Source organism: Streptomyces sp. NPDC056527, assembly GCF_042794475.1.
GTDB lineage: Bacteria > Actinomycetota > Actinomycetes > Streptomycetales > Streptomycetaceae > Streptomyces.
On sequence record NZ_JBHTTQ010000037.1, the window covers coordinates 16014 to 31767 of the forward strand.

Genomic DNA, 15754 nt, shown 5'->3' on the forward strand with positions numbered 1-15754 from the left:
TCAGGCATCCGTCGCCCGAATCAGTAGATGGTCAGCCGACCAGGGCACGGTCGCGGTCCGCGCGCGGTGCGGCCTGCGCCTGGCCGAGCTTCTCTCCCTCGACGTCGACCCGGGGCAGGACACGGTCCAGCCACTTCGGCAGCCACCAGGCGGACTTGCCGAGCAGGGCGAAGAGGGCGGGCACGATCGCCATGCGGACGATGAAGGCGTCGAAGAGGACGGCGATCGCGAGGGCGAAGCCGATCATCTTGACGAAGTCGTTGTCCTCCACGATGAAGCCGGAGAACACGCTCATCATGATGACCGCGGCCGCGCTGACCACCCGGCCGCCGTAGCGGAAGCCGTCGACGACCGCCTCGGCGGGGCGTGCTCCGTGGGCGTACGACTCACGCATCCGGCTGACCAGGAAGACCTCGTAGTCCATCGCGAGGCCGAAGACCACGCCGATCATGAAGATCGGCATCGTGCTCATGATCGGGCCCGGGGCGTCGATGCCGAAGGCATCGGCGAGCCAGCCCCACTGGAAGACCGCCACGACCGCGCCGAGTGCCGCCGCCACCGAGAGCAGGAACCCGAGGGCCGCCTTGAGCGGGACCAGGATGGAGCGGAAGACCACCATCAGGAGCAGGAAGGCGAGGCCCACGACCAGCCCCAGGTAGGGCAGCAAGGCGTCGTCGAGGGTCTGGGAGAAGTCGATGAACATGGCCGTCTGGCCGGTCACGAGGATCCGGGACGCGGTGCCCCGCTCCAGGTCGCCCGCGGTGTCGCGGAGTTCGCGTACCAGCTCCTCGGTCTTCTTCTCGGTCGGGCCGGTCGTGGGGATGACGGTGAGGATCGCGGTGTCGCCCGGCTTGTTGGCGGTGGCCGGGGAGACCGAGGCCACACCGGCCGTCTTCCCGAGCGCCTTGCCGATCTCGTCGCCGACGGCCTTGGCCTCGGCGTCCCTGGTCTGCACGGTGACCATCAGCGGTCCGTTGAACCCGGGCCCGAAGGACTCCGAAAGCAGGTCGTACGCCTTGCGCTGGGTCGTCTGTGTCGACATCTGGCCTTCGCCCGGCAGGCCGAGTTCCAGGCTCGCCGCCGGTACGGCGATCGTGCCGAGGCCGACCACACCGACGAGGAGGACCGCCACGGGGTGGCGCAGGACGTAACTGGCCCAGCGGGAACCCAGGTTGGGCTTGGTCTTCCTGGCCAGCTTCGCCTCGTGCTTGGCGGCCCTGCGCTGCTGACGGTCCGACAGCGGCTTGACCGCGTACCGCAGGCGTCCCTTGCGGGCCATCACCTTGACCGGCGCGAGGCCGAGGAGGGCGGGGACCAGCGTGATCGCGACGAGTACGGCGACGGCGACGGTGCCGGCCGCGGCGAGGCCCATCTTGGTGAGCATCGGGATGTTCACGACGGCGAGCCCCGCGAGGGCGACGATGACCGTGAGACCGGCGAAGACGACGGCCGAGCCCGCGGTTCCTACGGCTCGTCCCGCGGCCTCCTCGGGGGTACGCCCCTCGGCGCGCTCGGCGCGGAAGCGGGACACGATGAACAGCGCGTAGTCGATGCCGACCGCGAGACCGATCATCATCGCGAGCGTCGAGGTGGTACCGGACAGGCCCAGCGTGGAGCCGAGCGTGGTGATGCCCGAGATGCCGATGCCGACGCCGACCAGTGCGGTGATCAGCGGCATTCCGGCCGCGATCATCGAGCCGAAGGTCAGGACGAGGACGATCGCGGAGATCAGGATGCCGATCTGCTCGCCGGTGCCGCCCATCGCCTGCTCGATCTTCACCGCGTCACCGCCGGCCTCGACGGTCAGCCCCGCCGAGCGGGCCCGCTCGGTGGCCGCGTCGAGCGCGTCGTGCGCCTTGTCGCCGACCTCCATCGCGGGGACCTTGTACGTCACCACCATGTAGGCGGTCGTCCCGTCCTTGCTGATGCTGATCTCGGGGCTCTCGTACGGGTCGGCGACACCCACCACCTGCGGGGACGACGTCCCCAGCTCGGCGACCAGGCGCTCGACCTTGGTCCGCTGCGCGGGCGTGGTGATCTTCGCGCCCTCGGGGGCCCGGACGACGACCCGGGCACTGGCGCCATCGGCGCTGGCATCCGGGAACTTCTCGCTCAGCAGGTCGAAGGCCTCCTGCGACTCGGTGCCCGGCATCGAGAACGTATCGGCGGGCGGCGCCGGCGCGGACGATGCCGCGAAGCCCATACCGCCGAATATCAGCAGCCAGAGCAGCAGCGTCACCCCCCGTCGACGAAAGGCGAGGCGGCCCAGTCTGGAAAGGAACGTAGCCACGGAGGGACTCCTATGGGGATCGGTGGTCGGTGAGAGCGATTCGGTCCGTCGAAACGGGCTGGGCAGTCGGAGCGGTTGCCCGCTGCGCGGGCTGGAGCGGTTGGCCGATGGACCGATGGGCTGGTCCTTCGGCACCGGACTGCGCGGCATGAGGCATGGAAGGCGCATGAATGGCGCCGCGCTGGCGCCGGACTGGCGCGTTGCGGGCATCGCCATCATGACACATAGATGGCGCCACGGCGAGCCGCTATGGCGCCATTCGCTTTCTGAGTGGCGTCACTTCGGGTTCCGCATCGCCGTCCCCGGAAGCACGGCCTTGCCGGGACGCCCGGCAGCGGGCAAGGGGCCGGCACGTGGAGTGGTCAGTGCATAGACGGCGCCGAGCGCGGGTGGTCAGGGCCTCGACGGGGTTGCCGGCGGGCGGTGAGGGCCCCTAAGGGGTTGCCGGCGGGCGGCCAGCCTGCGGTTCCGGACGGCAATCCCCCGTGCCCTATTACCAGGCTGGTTCAGGACGCGGTGGTGAGCTGCTCGCGGACGGGCTGGGACCGGTGCAGGTCGAGGGTGACCGGGGCGGGACGCCTGCCCTTGGTGGCGAAGACGTACAGGCGCAGCGCCAGGAAGCGGCCGATACCGGCCAGGGCAGAGGCCGAGAGGTAGACGGTCTGTTCGACCACGAGAGACGGTGCGCTCTCGAACGCGTACAGGACGAGCATCGCGAGGGTGGTCACGGCGAAGGCGGCGGCGGCCGTCCCGGCGGACTGCAGGTGGTGGCGGAGACCGCAGTGCAGCAGTCCGCGCTTGGCGCGCCGCCGCCCCGACGCGAAGGTGAACCGGGCGTGCAGTTCGGTCGCGAGAATCGTCGAGACCACCGTGATGAGCGCGTTGGCCAGGGCGAACGGCAGGAAACCGGAGAGCAGGGCCACGGCCGAACTGGAGGCGAGGCCGACCCCACCGCCGAAGATCACGAAGCGGATGAACGAGGCGAAGGCGCCGGGGGCTTCGGAGGTGCCGGTCTGTAATCCGCGTTTCATCTCGTTCCCCGCCCCTCGATTCGATGGCTACGCCCTGCCGGCGCTTCAGCCCCAACTCCGCCTGTGCGCACGCCAACGCGCGCGCCTACGCCTATGTCTGTGCGATCGTGCCTACGCGCGGCGGATCACGATGTCGCCGACGCTCGTGCGGCCCCGGACCTCGACCGTCTCCGTGGACTGCCCCGGGCCCTCCGCGGCGTCCATCTCATTGCGTACGCGGCCGGCCGTGGAGCGCACGTCGAGCCAGGCCGCGGTCCCCTCTGCGATGCCGATCTCCAAGCCCCCGGCGGAGGAATCCAGCGTGATCTGGCCGCGAACGACCTCCCCGAGCCGGATCGAGCCGCTGGCGGTCTTGGCGGTGACCGAGGACGCCGCGCGTACGACGCTGATGGGACCGTTCGAGGAATTCACCCGCAACTCCCCGCCGATCTCGCCGATCACGGTCTCGCCGTTGAGGTTCTTGACGGTCGCCGACCCGTCGATCCTGCCGACCCGCACGCGGCCCGACCCGTGAATCTCGGTCTGGCCTGTCGTACGGTCCACGAGGATGTCGCCGTGCGAGGTCTTCAGCCGCACGTCCGCGGCCTCGTCGAGCTGGATGTCCCCCGCCGCGGTCGTGAGGCGGCAGTTGCCGAACCGACCCTCGCCGATGAACTCGCCGAGGCCCGTGCCGCCGATCAACTCGGAGCCCGCGGGCAGCTCGACGGTCACGTCGACCGCGCCGATCTTGCCGAAGAGCGAGCGCTTCTTGGGGCCTTTGACCAGCAGCTTCCCGCCGGCGCAGGTGACCTTGGTTTCCTCGGCGGCCTGTACGTCCAGCTTGTCGCCGGGGTCGCTCGGCGTCACCTCGACGACGGTGTCCGTGCGCTTGCCCGCGACGATGCGGGCCCGCCCGATCTCGAGCTCGACGGTGGCGGAGATGGGTTCGGGGGTTTCGAAAGCAGGCATGACTGTGCCGTCCTTTTGGCTGAGTGACTGATTGACCGAGCGGCTGAATGGCTCAGTGGAAGTTCGCACTCGGCTGAAGTGCCGTGGTGCGACAGCGATGTGACGTGGTTCCGGGTGCGGCAGGCGCACCCGGAGCGTCGTCGTGCAAGCGTGAACGCGTGGTGCTTCCGGTTGCGGCCGGCGGTCCCGCGCTCGCGTGGCGGTACCACCGGGGCGTGAGGCAGTTCCCTGGTACGGCTAGCGGACCCAGCCGGTGAAGCCCTGCCCGACAGCCGGGCCCAGGCCCGTCGCACCCTTCCGGCTGCGGCTCGCCGTGCCGGGCTCAAGGGCGGCGGTCACGGCCCGCACCAGCCACGCGTTGACCGAGAGGCCCTCGCGGCTCGCGGCTTCCTCGACCCGGACCTTGAGCTGGGCCGGCGGCCGGAAGTTGATGCGCGACGTGGCGCCATCCTCGGCCTCCACAGGAGCCGTCACCGGAGGCGGCGGGGCCTGCGCCGGAGTCTCGGCCTCCTCGAAGGCGTCGACCGTGGGCGGCGCGGTCACCACGAACTCGGGATTCAGGCCGCGCAGCCGCAGATCGACCGAGCCGGGCGCCAGGTCACGGGTGACCTCGTCCATGGCGTCGGACAGGGCGTTCAGCAGGGTCAGACGGGCTGCCGACTCCAGCTGACCGGTCAGCCGGTCGGCCAGAGCACGAGCTTCGTCCCCGCCCGCCTCGGCGGCCACGCCGAGCTCATGGCGAAGATTGTCAACGTACGGGGTGAGGTCCATGACGCAATAATGGCACCATCGTGGCGCCATCGCAAGTCCTCTGGCGCCATGGCGCGCCAGAGTGTCGTCGAACTGGCGCCATCGGGGGGGTGCCGCCTGCGACGGCTGGGCTTAGGCCGTTGCCCAGATCTGCGGAAATGGAGCAAAGGCCTCGACTGGGCGGCACTCCGACGACCCTCCGAACGGCCAGCGTCCGCGCACCAGGCAGCCGACTCGCCCATGCGCACCGGGCGGCGGTGCGGCGAGGGCGGCGCCGTGGCCCCGAGTTCGCGCGCCGCGACCCCTCACGGGCCGACCGGAGGAGGCGTGGCAGCCCGTACGAGCAGCGCACGCAGTAGCCCGCACAGGGTCAGCAGCCAGGCGAGAGCGGCGACCCACAAGAGCACGGTTCCCAGCGTGTCGAGCCAGGCGATGCCGGTCGCGGCCGCGGTCGACAGGGAAGCGACCGCCGTCATCCCGAGGGGAAAGACCGTGGCCCAGCGCCGGACGTCGTACTGCGGACGCGGACTGAGCAGTTCGGAACAGAGCAGGACGACGTACCACGCGAGGTCGAGGGCGATCAGCACGAGAGTGGCCGTGCGCAGCGCCGTGTAGGCAGACCCGGACCACACGGCACTCTCCAACAGCTTGGAACCGGCGAGCGCCGAAATGGCCAGCGCCCCGCCGGCCACCCATTGGTCGCCCGCGCCCCGGAGGATCTGCCCGAAGTCGAACCGGGCCAACGCATCCGCGTAGAGCAGCAGCCCAAGACCGGAGAAGACGAGCGCCGCCCAGGCCAGCCAGTCACCCTCCGCGGGTGCGAGGGTCGCGGCCAGGACGGCGAGCGCCTGCGTGGCGACGCAGATCAGGAAGACGGATCCCGGCATATGCCGCCGCAGATGTCTCAGCACCGCCGTCAGGAGTACAGCCCACAACAGCACAGCCAGCGCCAACAGCACCCCCGCGAAGGCGTTCCAGCCGAGGAGGGCGATACGGACGCCGATGATGGTCGTGGCGGCGACGGCGGTCAGGCCGGGCGGAGTGTCGGCGTCCGCCAGCCAGCGGCGCCGACTACGCAGCAGACGGGCGCCGAAGTCCCACGCGAGCAACAGCCACACCAGAGCCGCCAGACACAGCAGGACGCGGGAGAGCGCCTCACGGCCGTCGAGATGGAATCCGACGGACAGAATGCCGGTCGCCATCACCACAGCGCCCGCCGCGGGAGGCAGGTCCCTCCACGTCCCCGGGGGCGGCGGCGCGGGCCGTGTGCGGACGGGCGGCTCGTTCATGAGCCCCATCGCAACGCGTCTCGGCCCACTCCGCCACCCGACCGCCGGACACCGTGCCCGGCCGGGCGCGACACCTGCCTCCGTGCGCCCGCCGGACCCGCCTCCGACACGCGAGGGCACCTGATGGCCAGCCAGACTTTCGAGCGTTCGGTACGGCTCGACGAACCGAGGTCGCAGGGCAGGCAACCCAGTCGCCCTCATGGCACACCCCCGGTCTCCCCGGTGTCGGGGAATGGGGAGATTCCGGCGCCGCCCGGGCAGGCATCCCCCCGAATAGGCTGATCTTCCGTTCGGGTAGTGAGGGAGAGCATGATCGACGTCTACGGGTATCTGGCGGTACTGGGAGTGGCCCGGCCGGCGGCACCGACCGCCGAGGCGCTGTGGGCACTGCATCGGGCGCAGGTGGAGCGGGTCGCCTACGAGAACCTCGACATCCATCTGGGGCGGCCGACGGGCATCGGCGCCGAGGAGTCCGTTGCTCGGATCGTGCGCGGGCGCGGCGGCTACTGCTTCCACCTCAACGGTGCCTTCAGTGCGCTGCTGACGGCCCTCGGCTACGACGTCACCCTGCACCGGGCCGGAGTGCAGGGCACCCCCGAGGACGCCGCGAGTGCGGCCGGTGATCATCTCGCGCTCATCGTGCGGCTCGACGGCGAGCGGTGGCTGGTCGACACAGGGCTGGCCGGCGGAATGCACGAACCTCTGCCTCTGCGCGAAGGCAGCTACACCCAGGGGCCGTTCACGTACGCGATGGCCCCGTCGGTGGCGGTGCCGGGCGGCTGGCGGTTCACCCATGATCCCCGGGGCGCTTTCACAGCGATGGACTTCGCGCCGGACCCCGTGGAGCTGTCCTCCTTCGCCGCGGAGCACGTGCGGCTGTCCACCTCCCCCGAGTCCGGCTTCGTCCGGGTCCTCACCGCGCAGCTCCGCGGCGCGAAGGGCGTCGACGTGTTGCGTGGCTGTGTGCTGCGTCGGATCCACGCGGGAGGCACGGACGAGCGGACCATCGACTCGGCCGACGACTGGTACGACGTACTCACCGGCGTGTTCCGACTGAACCTGACCGACGTCGACGTCCCCGCGCGAGCAGAGCTGTGGCACCGCGTCCGCACCGCGCACCAGGAGTGGGAGGCCGCAGGAGAACGGTGAGGCGCCCCGCGGGCGGCGGGGCTGGTTCGAGGACGGTCGACCGCACCATCCCTTCTGTCGAGAACGGCGTGGCGGCTCCGTCTCAGGGGTGGATGCGGTCACCGTTGCCGTACGACTCCAAGGAGACCCAGCATGACGATCCAGCGCATGGACAACGTCCTCATCGTCGTCGAGGACATCGACGCCGTCATTTCGTTCTTCGTCGAGCTCGGCATGGAGCTGGAGGGCAAGGCGCCGATCGAAGGACGTTGGGTGGAGCGAGTCATCGGGGTCGCCGACGTGCGACAGGACATCGCGATGCTGCGCACCCCCGACGGCAACGGTCGGATCGAGCTGGCGATGTTCCACACGCCGAAGGCCATCCGCCCCGAACCGAAGGACGCGCCGGCGAACACGCTGGGAATTCGCCGCATCATGTTCGCCGTCGACGATATCGACGACGTCGTCGCCCGCCTGCGCACTCACGGCGCCGAACTCGTCGGCGAGCTGGCGCAGTACGAGGACGTCTATCGGCTCTGCTACGTCCGAGGCCCCGAGGGCATCATCGTCGGCCTGGCCGAGCAGCTCGGCTGAGAGCCCGCCGACAGGACCACGCGCCAGAGAGCCATTGGGGCACGCGCGCCCGGAGTGCCCGACCCGCCGGGAGTGTATGCGCCCACGAGCCCACCGCCGCCGGCCCAGCCGACCAACAGGTGACACTCTCGACTCACGCCTCGATGGCAGTCGTGACGCGTGGGGCGCCCGATCCATATGGGGCGCATGGGGTGCCACCCCACCGTTCTGAGCCAAAAAGAGGGCCATTCGCATGGCGATTGTTGGCCGGGGTCCCCACTGACCTTCCGTGCCCGGGCTTCTAGCATTCGACCACCCCCGCCCGCACCGGTGGGGAGCCTCAGGCGTTTCGGAATGACATGTACATGATAGTTCAACCGTTGTCGGCTGGACTACCCCTCGCACCGCCAGCACCTCGATCCACCGCAACAGGTCCACGCCGGCCGCCCGCCCCTGTGGCGCGCCGCACCCTGCCCCGCGACCGGACGTACCCGTGCGCCCGCGATCGCCCGGCACTGAAGCACTGGATGGGAGAATCATGAGAGTTCCCCTGCTCGTGGGCGGAGCGATCGCCGCTCTGTTCGCCTCGGCCCTGCCCACACAGGCCAGCCCGTCGTCGATCGTCGACCCGCCCCCGGACAAGATCGTCATCGACGTCGCCACGGTGAACGGTTCCGGCTGTCCCCAGGGCACCACCGCCATCGCCGTGTCCGAGGACAACACCGCCTTCACCGTCACCTACAGCGAGTATCTGGCGCAGGTGGGCGGCAACTCCTCCCCCACGGCCGCCCGCAGAAACTGCCAGCTCAACCTCCTGGTCCACGTGCCCCACGGCTTCACGTACGCGATCGCCAGCGCCGACTACCGCGGCTACGCGTCACTCAAGCCGGGCGCGACCAGCACCGAGAAGGCTTCGTACTACTTCCAGGGCTCCCCGAACACCGCGTCCCGGACCCACACCTTCCGAGGCCCGTACGAGGACAACTGGCAGGCCACCGACGACACCGACTGGGCGCAGCTCGTGTGGGCGCCCTGCGGTGTGCAGCGGAACTTCAACATCAACACCGAGCTCCGCGTGAGCGCCGGCACATCGAACCCGGCCACCACCAGCTACATGACCATGGACTCCACCGACGGTGACATCAGCACCATCTACCACCTCGCGTGGAAGGAGTGCCCGGAGAGCTGACCCTGCGCCGCCCCGGCCGGGCCCCCCTTCCCGGCCGGGGCTCCACCCCGCGATCCGAGCTGGACTTCCTCCGGAGACCGGGGAACCCCGAAGCACTCGCTCTGCGCCTCCCCTGCATCTGGATCAGGACTGAGATGTCGGGCGCCGGGGCGGCGGAACGGCGCGCAGCAGCTCCCACAGAGGTCGCGAGCCGCTGGCCCACTCGCCAAGCACCGTGCGATCGACGAGGTGCAGCCGCTGCGAACGAGCGAACTCGAACGCGGGTTTGGAGAACCTTCCGTTCGTGACCAGTACGACCACGTCACCCTTGTGCACGGGGCGCCCGGTGCCGTTGAGGACCTGCAGTTCAGGGGTGCCCACGGCAGAGCCTGCCAGTCCCGCCCGGCGGTGCTTGCACTGGATGACCCAGCGGCGCCCGAAAGGATCGGTGGCCTTCACATCCGCCCCGTTGTCACCGGCCCCGCCGACCTGCACCGCATCCGCGCACCCGTCGCGGCGCATCAGGTCCCGGACCACGTGCTCGAAGTCCCTGTGATGCAGGGAGTCGAGCTGCGAGAGCGCGTAGCGCAGACCTTGCAATCGCACCCGCTCCCACTGCGCCGCCTTCTGGCGTTGAACCACCCAGACCGCCACCGCGCCGCCGACCAGCAGGATCAGAAGCACGAGGACCACAGGATGCGTGGCCAGGAAGCGCAGCACCCCCACCCCCAGGAGCCACACCACCAGCACGCCGCCTGCGATGAGGACGAGCTGCTCGCCCCCGGATCCCTTCCTGGTCCGTCGGCGGCCGCTCCGCCGCCGCACGGGAGGCCGCCGGGTCACCGGCCGGCCCCGTTCCGCTCCCACTTGATCGGGTACGAGACTGTCGGCGTCGGCCGCGGGGGCGACTCGTTCCACCCAGGCCACCGGATCGGGTACTTCACGGCCGATGTCGACCGGGGCGCGGGCTTGTCCCCGCCCGGCCACGTGATCGGGTACGTCACCGGCGACTGCCGCGAACCCGGTAACCGGTCCCCGTGCGATTCGGTGGCTCCAGTACCCGAGTTCCCGAAGATGACCACCACCGCCACGATGCCGAACGCGATCGCGGTCTGCTTCCGAGCACCCGCCGGCAATCGCGAGTGCGCCCGGACCTCAGTCCCGTCCGCCCTCCTGTACGCCCTGATGAACGGCACAGCAACATCCCCCTCGTTGGTCGTCGTGCGCCTCCCTGCGCAACGGGGCCATACAAGCACGCACCACTGACAACACGTCACCCCGCGACTACCAGCAGCGATCTCAGTGTCCCACCGTCGCACCAGCGGACCGTCCGAGGCGGCGGCCCTGGGGGCACTGCCCGATTACCATCCCCTGGGAATCGAGTTCGAGGGACCACCACAGTGACCAGCAAAGAAGTACGGAGCCTGATCGCCGCCGCCCGCGGCCTTCTCCCTCAGGAGAGGGAGTGGGAGATGATGAACCAAGTCCCCCAGGGCCTCGATGGCGAGACGCCCTCCCCCTCCATTCCCGCGCCCTACCAGGACTTCCTCAGGGACGCCGACGGCGCCGTCTTCGGGGTCGTCGCTCTGTTCAGTGGCAAGGCGGCGCCGAAGTCGCAGTTCTACGCCGGCACCCTGCCGGACGCGCCGGTCCCGCTCGGGGAGCGGGACTGGTTCTGCATCGGCGTGGTCAGCGACGACCCGCTGTTCATGCGCCGCGACGACGGAACGATCTGGGGCTTCCCGGACCGTGGCGTCATGTGGTCGCACAGCACCGACTTCGAGCAGTGGGGCGACGACATGAATTCGTTCCTGCTGGAGTGTGTCTTCGGCCCCGGCTACACCCGTGTCACCGGAGCGGACAGCACAGACCCCTGGTGGCAGGTCCTGCGCGCGCTAGGACGCGTCGCCGACCAGCCGTAGCCTCGCCGCGCCGCCCCCGGGGCGCTCCGGGCGCAACGGCCGGACAGTGCCAGTAGGAAGCCAAGGTCTAGGCCGGGTCATCGGTCCACGGCCAGGCGGCCTGGCGGCCCGCCTCGATGAGGCCGATCATCCGGAAGGCGGCGTCCGTGAGGCCGCCGAAGGTGTGGCGGTGGAGGCCCGCGGGAGCGTGGGCGGGCTGGTATCCCGCCAAGTTCCATGTGTAGACCGGGACCTCGGCCGGAACCGGTTCGGCCGGCCCGCCGGGTCCGTATGGCGCGTTCTGCTCGTCGGTGACGATCAGAACGCGGTCGTGCTCTCGATAGTGGGTTCGCACAGCCTTCGTCGTGTAGGTGCCTCCGAGACTGCGGAAGCGTTTCAGCACTTCGAGAACCGGTTCGCCCCGCTCGAACGGCACCTCTGCGCTGGTCCAGCCGAACTCCACCAGGTCCGCCTGCTCGGCGCGCATCGCCAGCGCGCTGCCGAACACCGCCGCCGCGTCCGCACGGGTCAGCTTGGACCGCTCGGAGACGGTGTCCCAGAACATGGAGTCGGACCGGTCCACCAGGACCAGCGTCCGGCCGGGCAGGGGCGGCACGTTGGCCAGGGATTGGCTCAGGGCTTGTTCCAGAGCGGCCGCCCAGCGCTGCGACGGCGCGTGACGATGGGCGGCCAGGTACCGCATGGGGAACTGCCGGGAACGGGCGACCTCGGCGGCGCCCGAGAGCCGTACGGCGACCTTGGCCGCGGCTTCGTCCGAGACCCCTGCCTCGTCGAAGTTCCGAAGGTTCCGCAGTAGTGCCATGGGCGCCATCGTGGGGATCACGGCCTCCCAGACCGCCGCGTCCATCGGCCCGTGCAGCCAGCCCGCCAGCGCCTCCCACGTCATCCCCGCGGCGGCCAGCCGCTCTGTGCCGTCCGGCCGGGTCACCACTGCCCGCCGCTCGTCCACCGGCACCTCCATCAGTGCTCGGTGCGCCGTCAACAGGGAGTCGGAGGCAGGCGGAACAGCCGACTCCGGGTGGTGGCGACGGTCGAGGGCGTACCGGAAGAGCTCGCCCTGCCAGGGCTTGTCCGGGTCGGGGGAAGCGTGCACCAGGTTGAGCACGTCACCGAAGCGGAAGCCCTTGGACGCGGTGTCGTACTTCAGCAGGGACCGGGACGAGTACAGCCGCCGTACGGCATCGGCGATGCCCCGCTTCACGGGCTGGGGCACGTTCCGCCCGTACGCCGAGATCCAGTGGGCCAGCAACTCTCCAGGCTCGTCCGCGCGCTGGAGCACCGAGTCGATCACGGACCGGTTGGACGGGCCGCTGGTAGGGCCGTTGGTAGAGCCGTTGGACGGCCCGGCATCGAGCCGGGCTCGTACGTACGCGGCGGCGCCCACCAGAGAAGCCGTGCGCAGGTTGCCCTCGCTTCGGAGCCAACGCAGCAGGCCGGCCGTCCATACGGGGTCCTCGACCGCGAGTTCACCCACGAGACGGGTGTACCTGTCGTCGCGCTCCGTACCGCTCTCGTAGAAGGTCTGCTGAGAGACGAAGTTGGCAACCGCCAGCAGGAAGAGCTCCTCGCGGGGCTCCCGGGTGAAGGCCGAGCCGCCGGCGTAGGTGTGGAGTGCCTGTGCGGTGGGCCTGTGGTGGACCCACGGTTCGGACGGGGTGCTGGCGGCCGCCGAGACGTGCGGAGCCACGAGCATCTCAGACCAGATCTTGGAGACGCGTCGGGTGTAGCGAGGCAGTGAATCCCCCCGGATCCAAAAGAATGAACGGCCCCGCGACGTAGGTCCGACGGGGCCAGGACGGCCGCGCCCACCGAGATCAAAGGAGGCGGCGGCGTCACTTGGGTGTCATAGGAAGTAGCCGCAGCCGGGCGCATCGGAGGCGCGGTCGCGATGCCAACCTATGCGAGCCACCGGGCCGCACACCAACGAATAAACGTCAGGCACCTGGTGACGGGCACGGGGGCCACGGACACCGGCCCCGAGGGGTGTCAGAGACGGACGATGACGAGGGCGGTGTCGTCGGTGGCTCCCACTGCCGGGAGCAGGTCGAGAAGGAGTGCCTCGGCCAGTGTCTCGGGGTCGGCTCCGCGGTGGTGGGTGAGGGAGTCGGCGAGGCGGGCGAGGCCGGCGTCGATGTCCTCGCGGCGGCGTTCGATCAGGCCGTCGGTGTAGAGGACGAGGGTGTCGCCTTCGGTGAAGGTGGTGGTCGCCTGCGGGCGGGGAACGTGGTCTGGGCGGGCGCCGAGTGGGGGGTCGGTGGCCTGGTCGAGGAACTCCACGGTGCCGTCGGCACGGAGAAGGGCGGGTGGGGGGTGTCCGGCGCTGCTGTACGTGACCGTGTGGGTGTCCCAGTCGACGTAGGTCTCGACGGCGGTGGCGTTCTCGGCGCCATCGACGGAGCGCGCGTACAGGCCGAGGACTTCCAGGGCCTGGGCAGGGCCGTCGGCGACGTGGGAAGTGGCGCTGAGCGCGCTTCGGAGCAGGCCCATGACGCAGGCGGCCTGGAGGCCGTGGCCGACGACGTCGCCGACGGCGACGGCGATGCGATCGCCGGGCAGGTTGACGAGGTCGTACCAGTCGCCGCAGACGTTGAGCGTTCCGATGGCGGGCCGGTAGCGCACGGCGACCCGGTGGTGGCCGGTGGGGCCCGGGGCGGGCAGCATCGCGTCCTGCAGGGCGAGGGCGACCTCGCGCTCGCGGGCGTGAGCCTCGCGGAGCCGCTCGTTGAGCTCCTGCAGTTCCTTGGCCCTGGTGTACAGCTCCGCTTCCAGCACCCGGGTGCGGCTGCCTCGCACACCGCGTGCCTTGATGAGCTCGGTGACCTCCTCGACGCGGTGCAGGAGCAGCACCACCTGGCCGTCCGGCCCGAGCACCGGTGCGTTGACGGGGCTCCAGTACCGCTCTTCCCACTCCCCCGGCCGTTCGAGGGACTCCACGTCGTAACGTTGCAGCGCCATCGTGTCCCGCTCGCCGGTGTTCAGCACCCGTTGGAGTGACGCGTGCAGGTTCCGCGCGCCGGTGGCGGCGGGGTCATCCGGGTTGTCGGGGAAGACGTCGAACAGGTACCGGCCCAGCAGCTGCTCGCGCGAGCGTCCTGACATACGGACGAACTCCTCGTTCACGTCCACGTACACCAGCTCGGGAGTCAGTAGCGCGACCATGGCGGGCAGCGCCTGGAACACCGCCCCGTGGTCGATTTCCGCCTCCGCCATGGTCGGCCTGCCTCTGCGTTCGGTCCTGTCCCGTGATTTCCACGATAAGAGCCAAGGTGAACCATCGCGCCTTCGCCGGATCGGGGTACCCGCACTGCTCGGGAGAGCGGCAGTTTCCTGCCCTGGTCTGCGTGTGTCCGTACGTGGAGGCAGTGCGCCGCCGCCGGACGCGCACCAAGAGCCCCCTACGACCGCCGGGGCCCGCGCGATCAGGGCAAACATCGTCGGTAACGCGCCGTCCAGGCCTCCGTACCCTCCAGAAATCCGTTGGCAGACGACCGAAGCGGCATAGTAGGTTCCCTCTCGGAACTTAGTGAGTATCGGAAGGAAACCCACTGTGTCCCTGTCCACGTGGACCGCGGTAGACGACTACTTCAACGGCCTCCGAGTGGAGGGGGCCGATCCATGGCTCGCCGCTGCCGCAGAGAGCGACGCGACCGGTACCGATCCCCGGATTCAGGGCGTGCGCCGCTCCACCGAAAACATCACCGCCCAACGGCTGACCGCATCCACGGTCCGGACCGTCGGCGCCAGGGGATGCGACGGCTTCACCGTCGCCCTCGTCACCGGCTGACGCGGGAGTCACCCCATGGCCCGCGTCGTCGAGCTGTCCTACTTCCCCATTAAGAGCTGCGCCGGTACGTCGGTCACGGAAGCTCTGGTGACGCCTGCCGGCCTCGCGCACGACCGCAGCTTCATGGTCGTCAGCGAGCAGGGCGTGTTCCGTACGCAGCGCCGTGATCCCCGTCTGGCCCTCATCCAGCCCGTCGTGGGCCCGGAGGGCACACGGCTCGAACTCCACGCCCCCGACACCGAGCCGCTCACGATCGAGGTCGACACCTCTGGTGCACGTCGGGCGGTGGACCTGTTCGGCGCGCCGTACCAAGGCATCGACCAGGGCGATCCGGCCGCCTCGTGGCTCTCGGACGTGCTCCGTACCCCCAGTCGCCTGGTACGCGTACCGCCGGACCACCACCGCGTGACGGACGGCAGGACGCCCGGCACCTCCGGCTACGCCGACAGCTGCGCGCTCCATGTCGTCTCGCGCGCCACACTGGACCTGCTCGACCGGAGACTGGCCGCCCGCGGCGCCCCGCCCGTCCCCGCGAACCGCTTCCGCACGAACGTCGTCATCGACGGCTGGGACGACGCCCACACCGAGGACCGCACCCACCGTCTCTCCATCGGTGAGGCCGAACTGGGCTACGCCAAGCCGGCGATCCGCTGCGCCGTCACCTTGGTCGACCAGGAGTCGGGCACCCGAGCCGGCCCGGAACCCCTGCGCACACTGGCCACCTACCGGCGAGCCGCCGAAGGCGGCATCGCCTTCGGCGCGAAGTTCGCCGTCCTCCGCCCCGGGAAGGTGTCCGTCGGCGACGAGGTGACGGTCACGGAATGGGGCGGATCCGAGCTCTAGGGAGCGGGAATCCGCGGTCCCACCGCTC

General features: G+C 70.1%; 14 protein-coding genes. 6 read left to right on the top strand and 8 right to left on the bottom strand.

Annotated elements, in window-relative coordinates; translation table 11 throughout:
* Positions 1 to 31 precede the first annotated feature (31 nt).
* The 5 genes from ACFQ7Q_RS19275 to ACFQ7Q_RS19295 all read right to left on the bottom strand — a co-directional run bounded on the left by ACFQ7Q_RS19275 (position 32) and on the right by ACFQ7Q_RS19295 (position 6308).
* Positions 32 to 2290, bottom strand: a complete 2259-nt coding sequence (locus ACFQ7Q_RS19275; RefSeq protein ID WP_383556475.1) for an MMPL family transporter — start codon at positions 2288 to 2290, stop codon at positions 32 to 34.
* A 506-nt stretch (positions 2291 to 2796) separates the two neighbouring features.
* Positions 2797 to 3321 carry a hypothetical protein gene (locus ACFQ7Q_RS19280; protein ID WP_383556477.1) on the bottom strand — a complete coding sequence of 175 codons (525 nt, stop codon included), beginning with the start codon at positions 3319 to 3321 and terminating at the stop codon, positions 2797 to 2799.
* Between the two features lie 111 nt (positions 3322 to 3432).
* A complete protein-coding gene (locus ACFQ7Q_RS19285; RefSeq protein WP_383556481.1) occupies positions 3433 to 4269 on the bottom strand; it encodes a DUF4097 domain-containing protein in 837 nt (278 codons plus the stop codon).
* A gap of 237 nt (positions 4270 to 4506) precedes the next feature.
* On the bottom strand, positions 4507 to 5040 hold the full coding sequence (locus ACFQ7Q_RS19290) for a hypothetical protein (RefSeq protein ID WP_383556484.1): 534 nt from the start codon (positions 5038 to 5040) through the stop codon (positions 4507 to 4509).
* A 284-nt stretch (positions 5041 to 5324) separates the two neighbouring features.
* Positions 5325 to 6308: a tellurite resistance/C4-dicarboxylate transporter family protein gene (locus ACFQ7Q_RS19295; RefSeq protein ID WP_383556487.1), complete on the bottom strand. Its 984-nt coding sequence runs from the start codon at positions 6306 to 6308 to the stop codon at positions 5325 to 5327.
* A gap of 309 nt (positions 6309 to 6617) precedes the next feature.
* On the opposite strand from ACFQ7Q_RS19295, the gene ACFQ7Q_RS19300 reads away from it, so the two are divergent.
* The 3 genes from ACFQ7Q_RS19300 to ACFQ7Q_RS19310 all read left to right on the top strand — a co-directional run bounded on the left by ACFQ7Q_RS19300 (position 6618) and on the right by ACFQ7Q_RS19310 (position 9198).
* Entirely contained in the window at positions 6618 to 7457 is an 840-nt protein-coding gene (locus ACFQ7Q_RS19300; protein ID WP_383556489.1) for an arylamine N-acetyltransferase, read from the top strand.
* 132 nt (positions 7458 to 7589) lie between these two features.
* Positions 7590 to 8030, top strand: coding sequence for a VOC family protein (locus tag ACFQ7Q_RS19305; RefSeq protein WP_383556492.1), 441 nt, complete (start codon positions 7590 to 7592; stop codon positions 8028 to 8030).
* Positions 8031 to 8547: 517 nt separating this feature from the next.
* Positions 8548 to 9198 (top strand): DUF4360 domain-containing protein, encoded by a 651-nt coding sequence (locus ACFQ7Q_RS19310; RefSeq protein WP_383556495.1) that lies wholly within the window; start codon positions 8548 to 8550, stop codon positions 9196 to 9198.
* 123 nt (positions 9199 to 9321) lie between these two features.
* Here the strand turns inward: ACFQ7Q_RS19310 and ACFQ7Q_RS19315 are convergent, their stop codons facing one another.
* Positions 9322 to 10002 carry a restriction endonuclease gene (locus ACFQ7Q_RS19315; RefSeq protein ID WP_383556498.1) on the bottom strand — a complete coding sequence of 227 codons (681 nt, stop codon included), beginning with the start codon at positions 10000 to 10002 and terminating at the stop codon, positions 9322 to 9324.
* A 575-nt stretch (positions 10003 to 10577) separates the two neighbouring features.
* Between ACFQ7Q_RS19315 and ACFQ7Q_RS19320 the strand changes: the two genes are divergently transcribed.
* Complete coding sequence (locus ACFQ7Q_RS19320) at positions 10578 to 11099, top strand: hypothetical protein (protein WP_383556501.1); 522 nt, start codon at positions 10578 to 10580, stop codon at positions 11097 to 11099.
* 67 nt (positions 11100 to 11166) lie between these two features.
* Here the strand turns inward: ACFQ7Q_RS19320 and ACFQ7Q_RS19325 are convergent, their stop codons facing one another.
* Entirely contained in the window at positions 11167 to 12792 is a 1626-nt protein-coding gene (locus tag ACFQ7Q_RS19325; RefSeq protein WP_383556504.1) for a TROVE domain-containing protein, read from the bottom strand.
* Between the two features lie 293 nt (positions 12793 to 13085).
* Positions 13086 to 14309: a PP2C family protein-serine/threonine phosphatase gene (locus ACFQ7Q_RS19330; RefSeq protein ID WP_383556506.1), complete on the bottom strand. Its 1224-nt coding sequence runs from the start codon at positions 14307 to 14309 to the stop codon at positions 13086 to 13088.
* Positions 14310 to 14646: 337 nt separating this feature from the next.
* Here ACFQ7Q_RS19330 and ACFQ7Q_RS19335 point away from each other — a divergent pair, with 337 nt between their 5' ends.
* On the top strand, positions 14647 to 14883 hold the full coding sequence (locus ACFQ7Q_RS19335) for a hypothetical protein (RefSeq protein ID WP_383556509.1): 237 nt from the start codon (positions 14647 to 14649) through the stop codon (positions 14881 to 14883).
* A 15-nt stretch (positions 14884 to 14898) separates the two neighbouring features.
* Complete coding sequence (locus tag ACFQ7Q_RS19340; RefSeq protein WP_383556511.1) at positions 14899 to 15726, top strand: MOSC domain-containing protein; 828 nt, start codon at positions 14899 to 14901, stop codon at positions 15724 to 15726.
* Positions 15727 to 15754: the final 28 nt, after the last annotated feature.

Excerpts from the sequence above, each read along its gene's own strand:
- ACFQ7Q_RS19295 (WP_383556487.1), bottom strand. The coding sequence starts at position 6,308 with ATGAACGAGCCGCCCGTCCGCACACGGCCCGCGCCGCCGCCCCCGGGG.
- ACFQ7Q_RS19305 (WP_383556492.1), top strand. The coding sequence starts at position 7,590 with ATGACGATCCAGCGCATGGACAACGTCCTCATCGTCGTCGAGGACATC.
- ACFQ7Q_RS19300 (WP_383556489.1), top strand. The coding sequence starts at position 6,618 with ATGATCGACGTCTACGGGTATCTGGCGGTACTGGGAGTGGCCCGGCCG.
- ACFQ7Q_RS19290 (WP_383556484.1), bottom strand. The coding sequence starts at position 5,040 with ATGGACCTCACCCCGTACGTTGACAATCTTCGCCATGAGCTCGGCGTG.
- ACFQ7Q_RS19310 (WP_383556495.1), top strand. The coding sequence starts at position 8,548 with ATGAGAGTTCCCCTGCTCGTGGGCGGAGCGATCGCCGCTCTGTTCGCC.
- ACFQ7Q_RS19285 (WP_383556481.1), bottom strand. The coding sequence starts at position 4,269 with ATGCCTGCTTTCGAAACCCCCGAACCCATCTCCGCCACCGTCGAGCTC.
- ACFQ7Q_RS19330 (WP_383556506.1), bottom strand. The coding sequence starts at position 14,309 with ATGGCGGAGGCGGAAATCGACCACGGGGCGGTGTTCCAGGCGCTGCCC.
- ACFQ7Q_RS19340 (WP_383556511.1), top strand. The coding sequence starts at position 14,899 with ATGGCCCGCGTCGTCGAGCTGTCCTACTTCCCCATTAAGAGCTGCGCC.
- ACFQ7Q_RS19325 (WP_383556504.1), bottom strand. The coding sequence starts at position 12,792 with ATGCTCGTGGCTCCGCACGTCTCGGCGGCCGCCAGCACCCCGTCCGAA.
- ACFQ7Q_RS19280 (WP_383556477.1), bottom strand. The coding sequence starts at position 3,321 with ATGAAACGCGGATTACAGACCGGCACCTCCGAAGCCCCCGGCGCCTTC.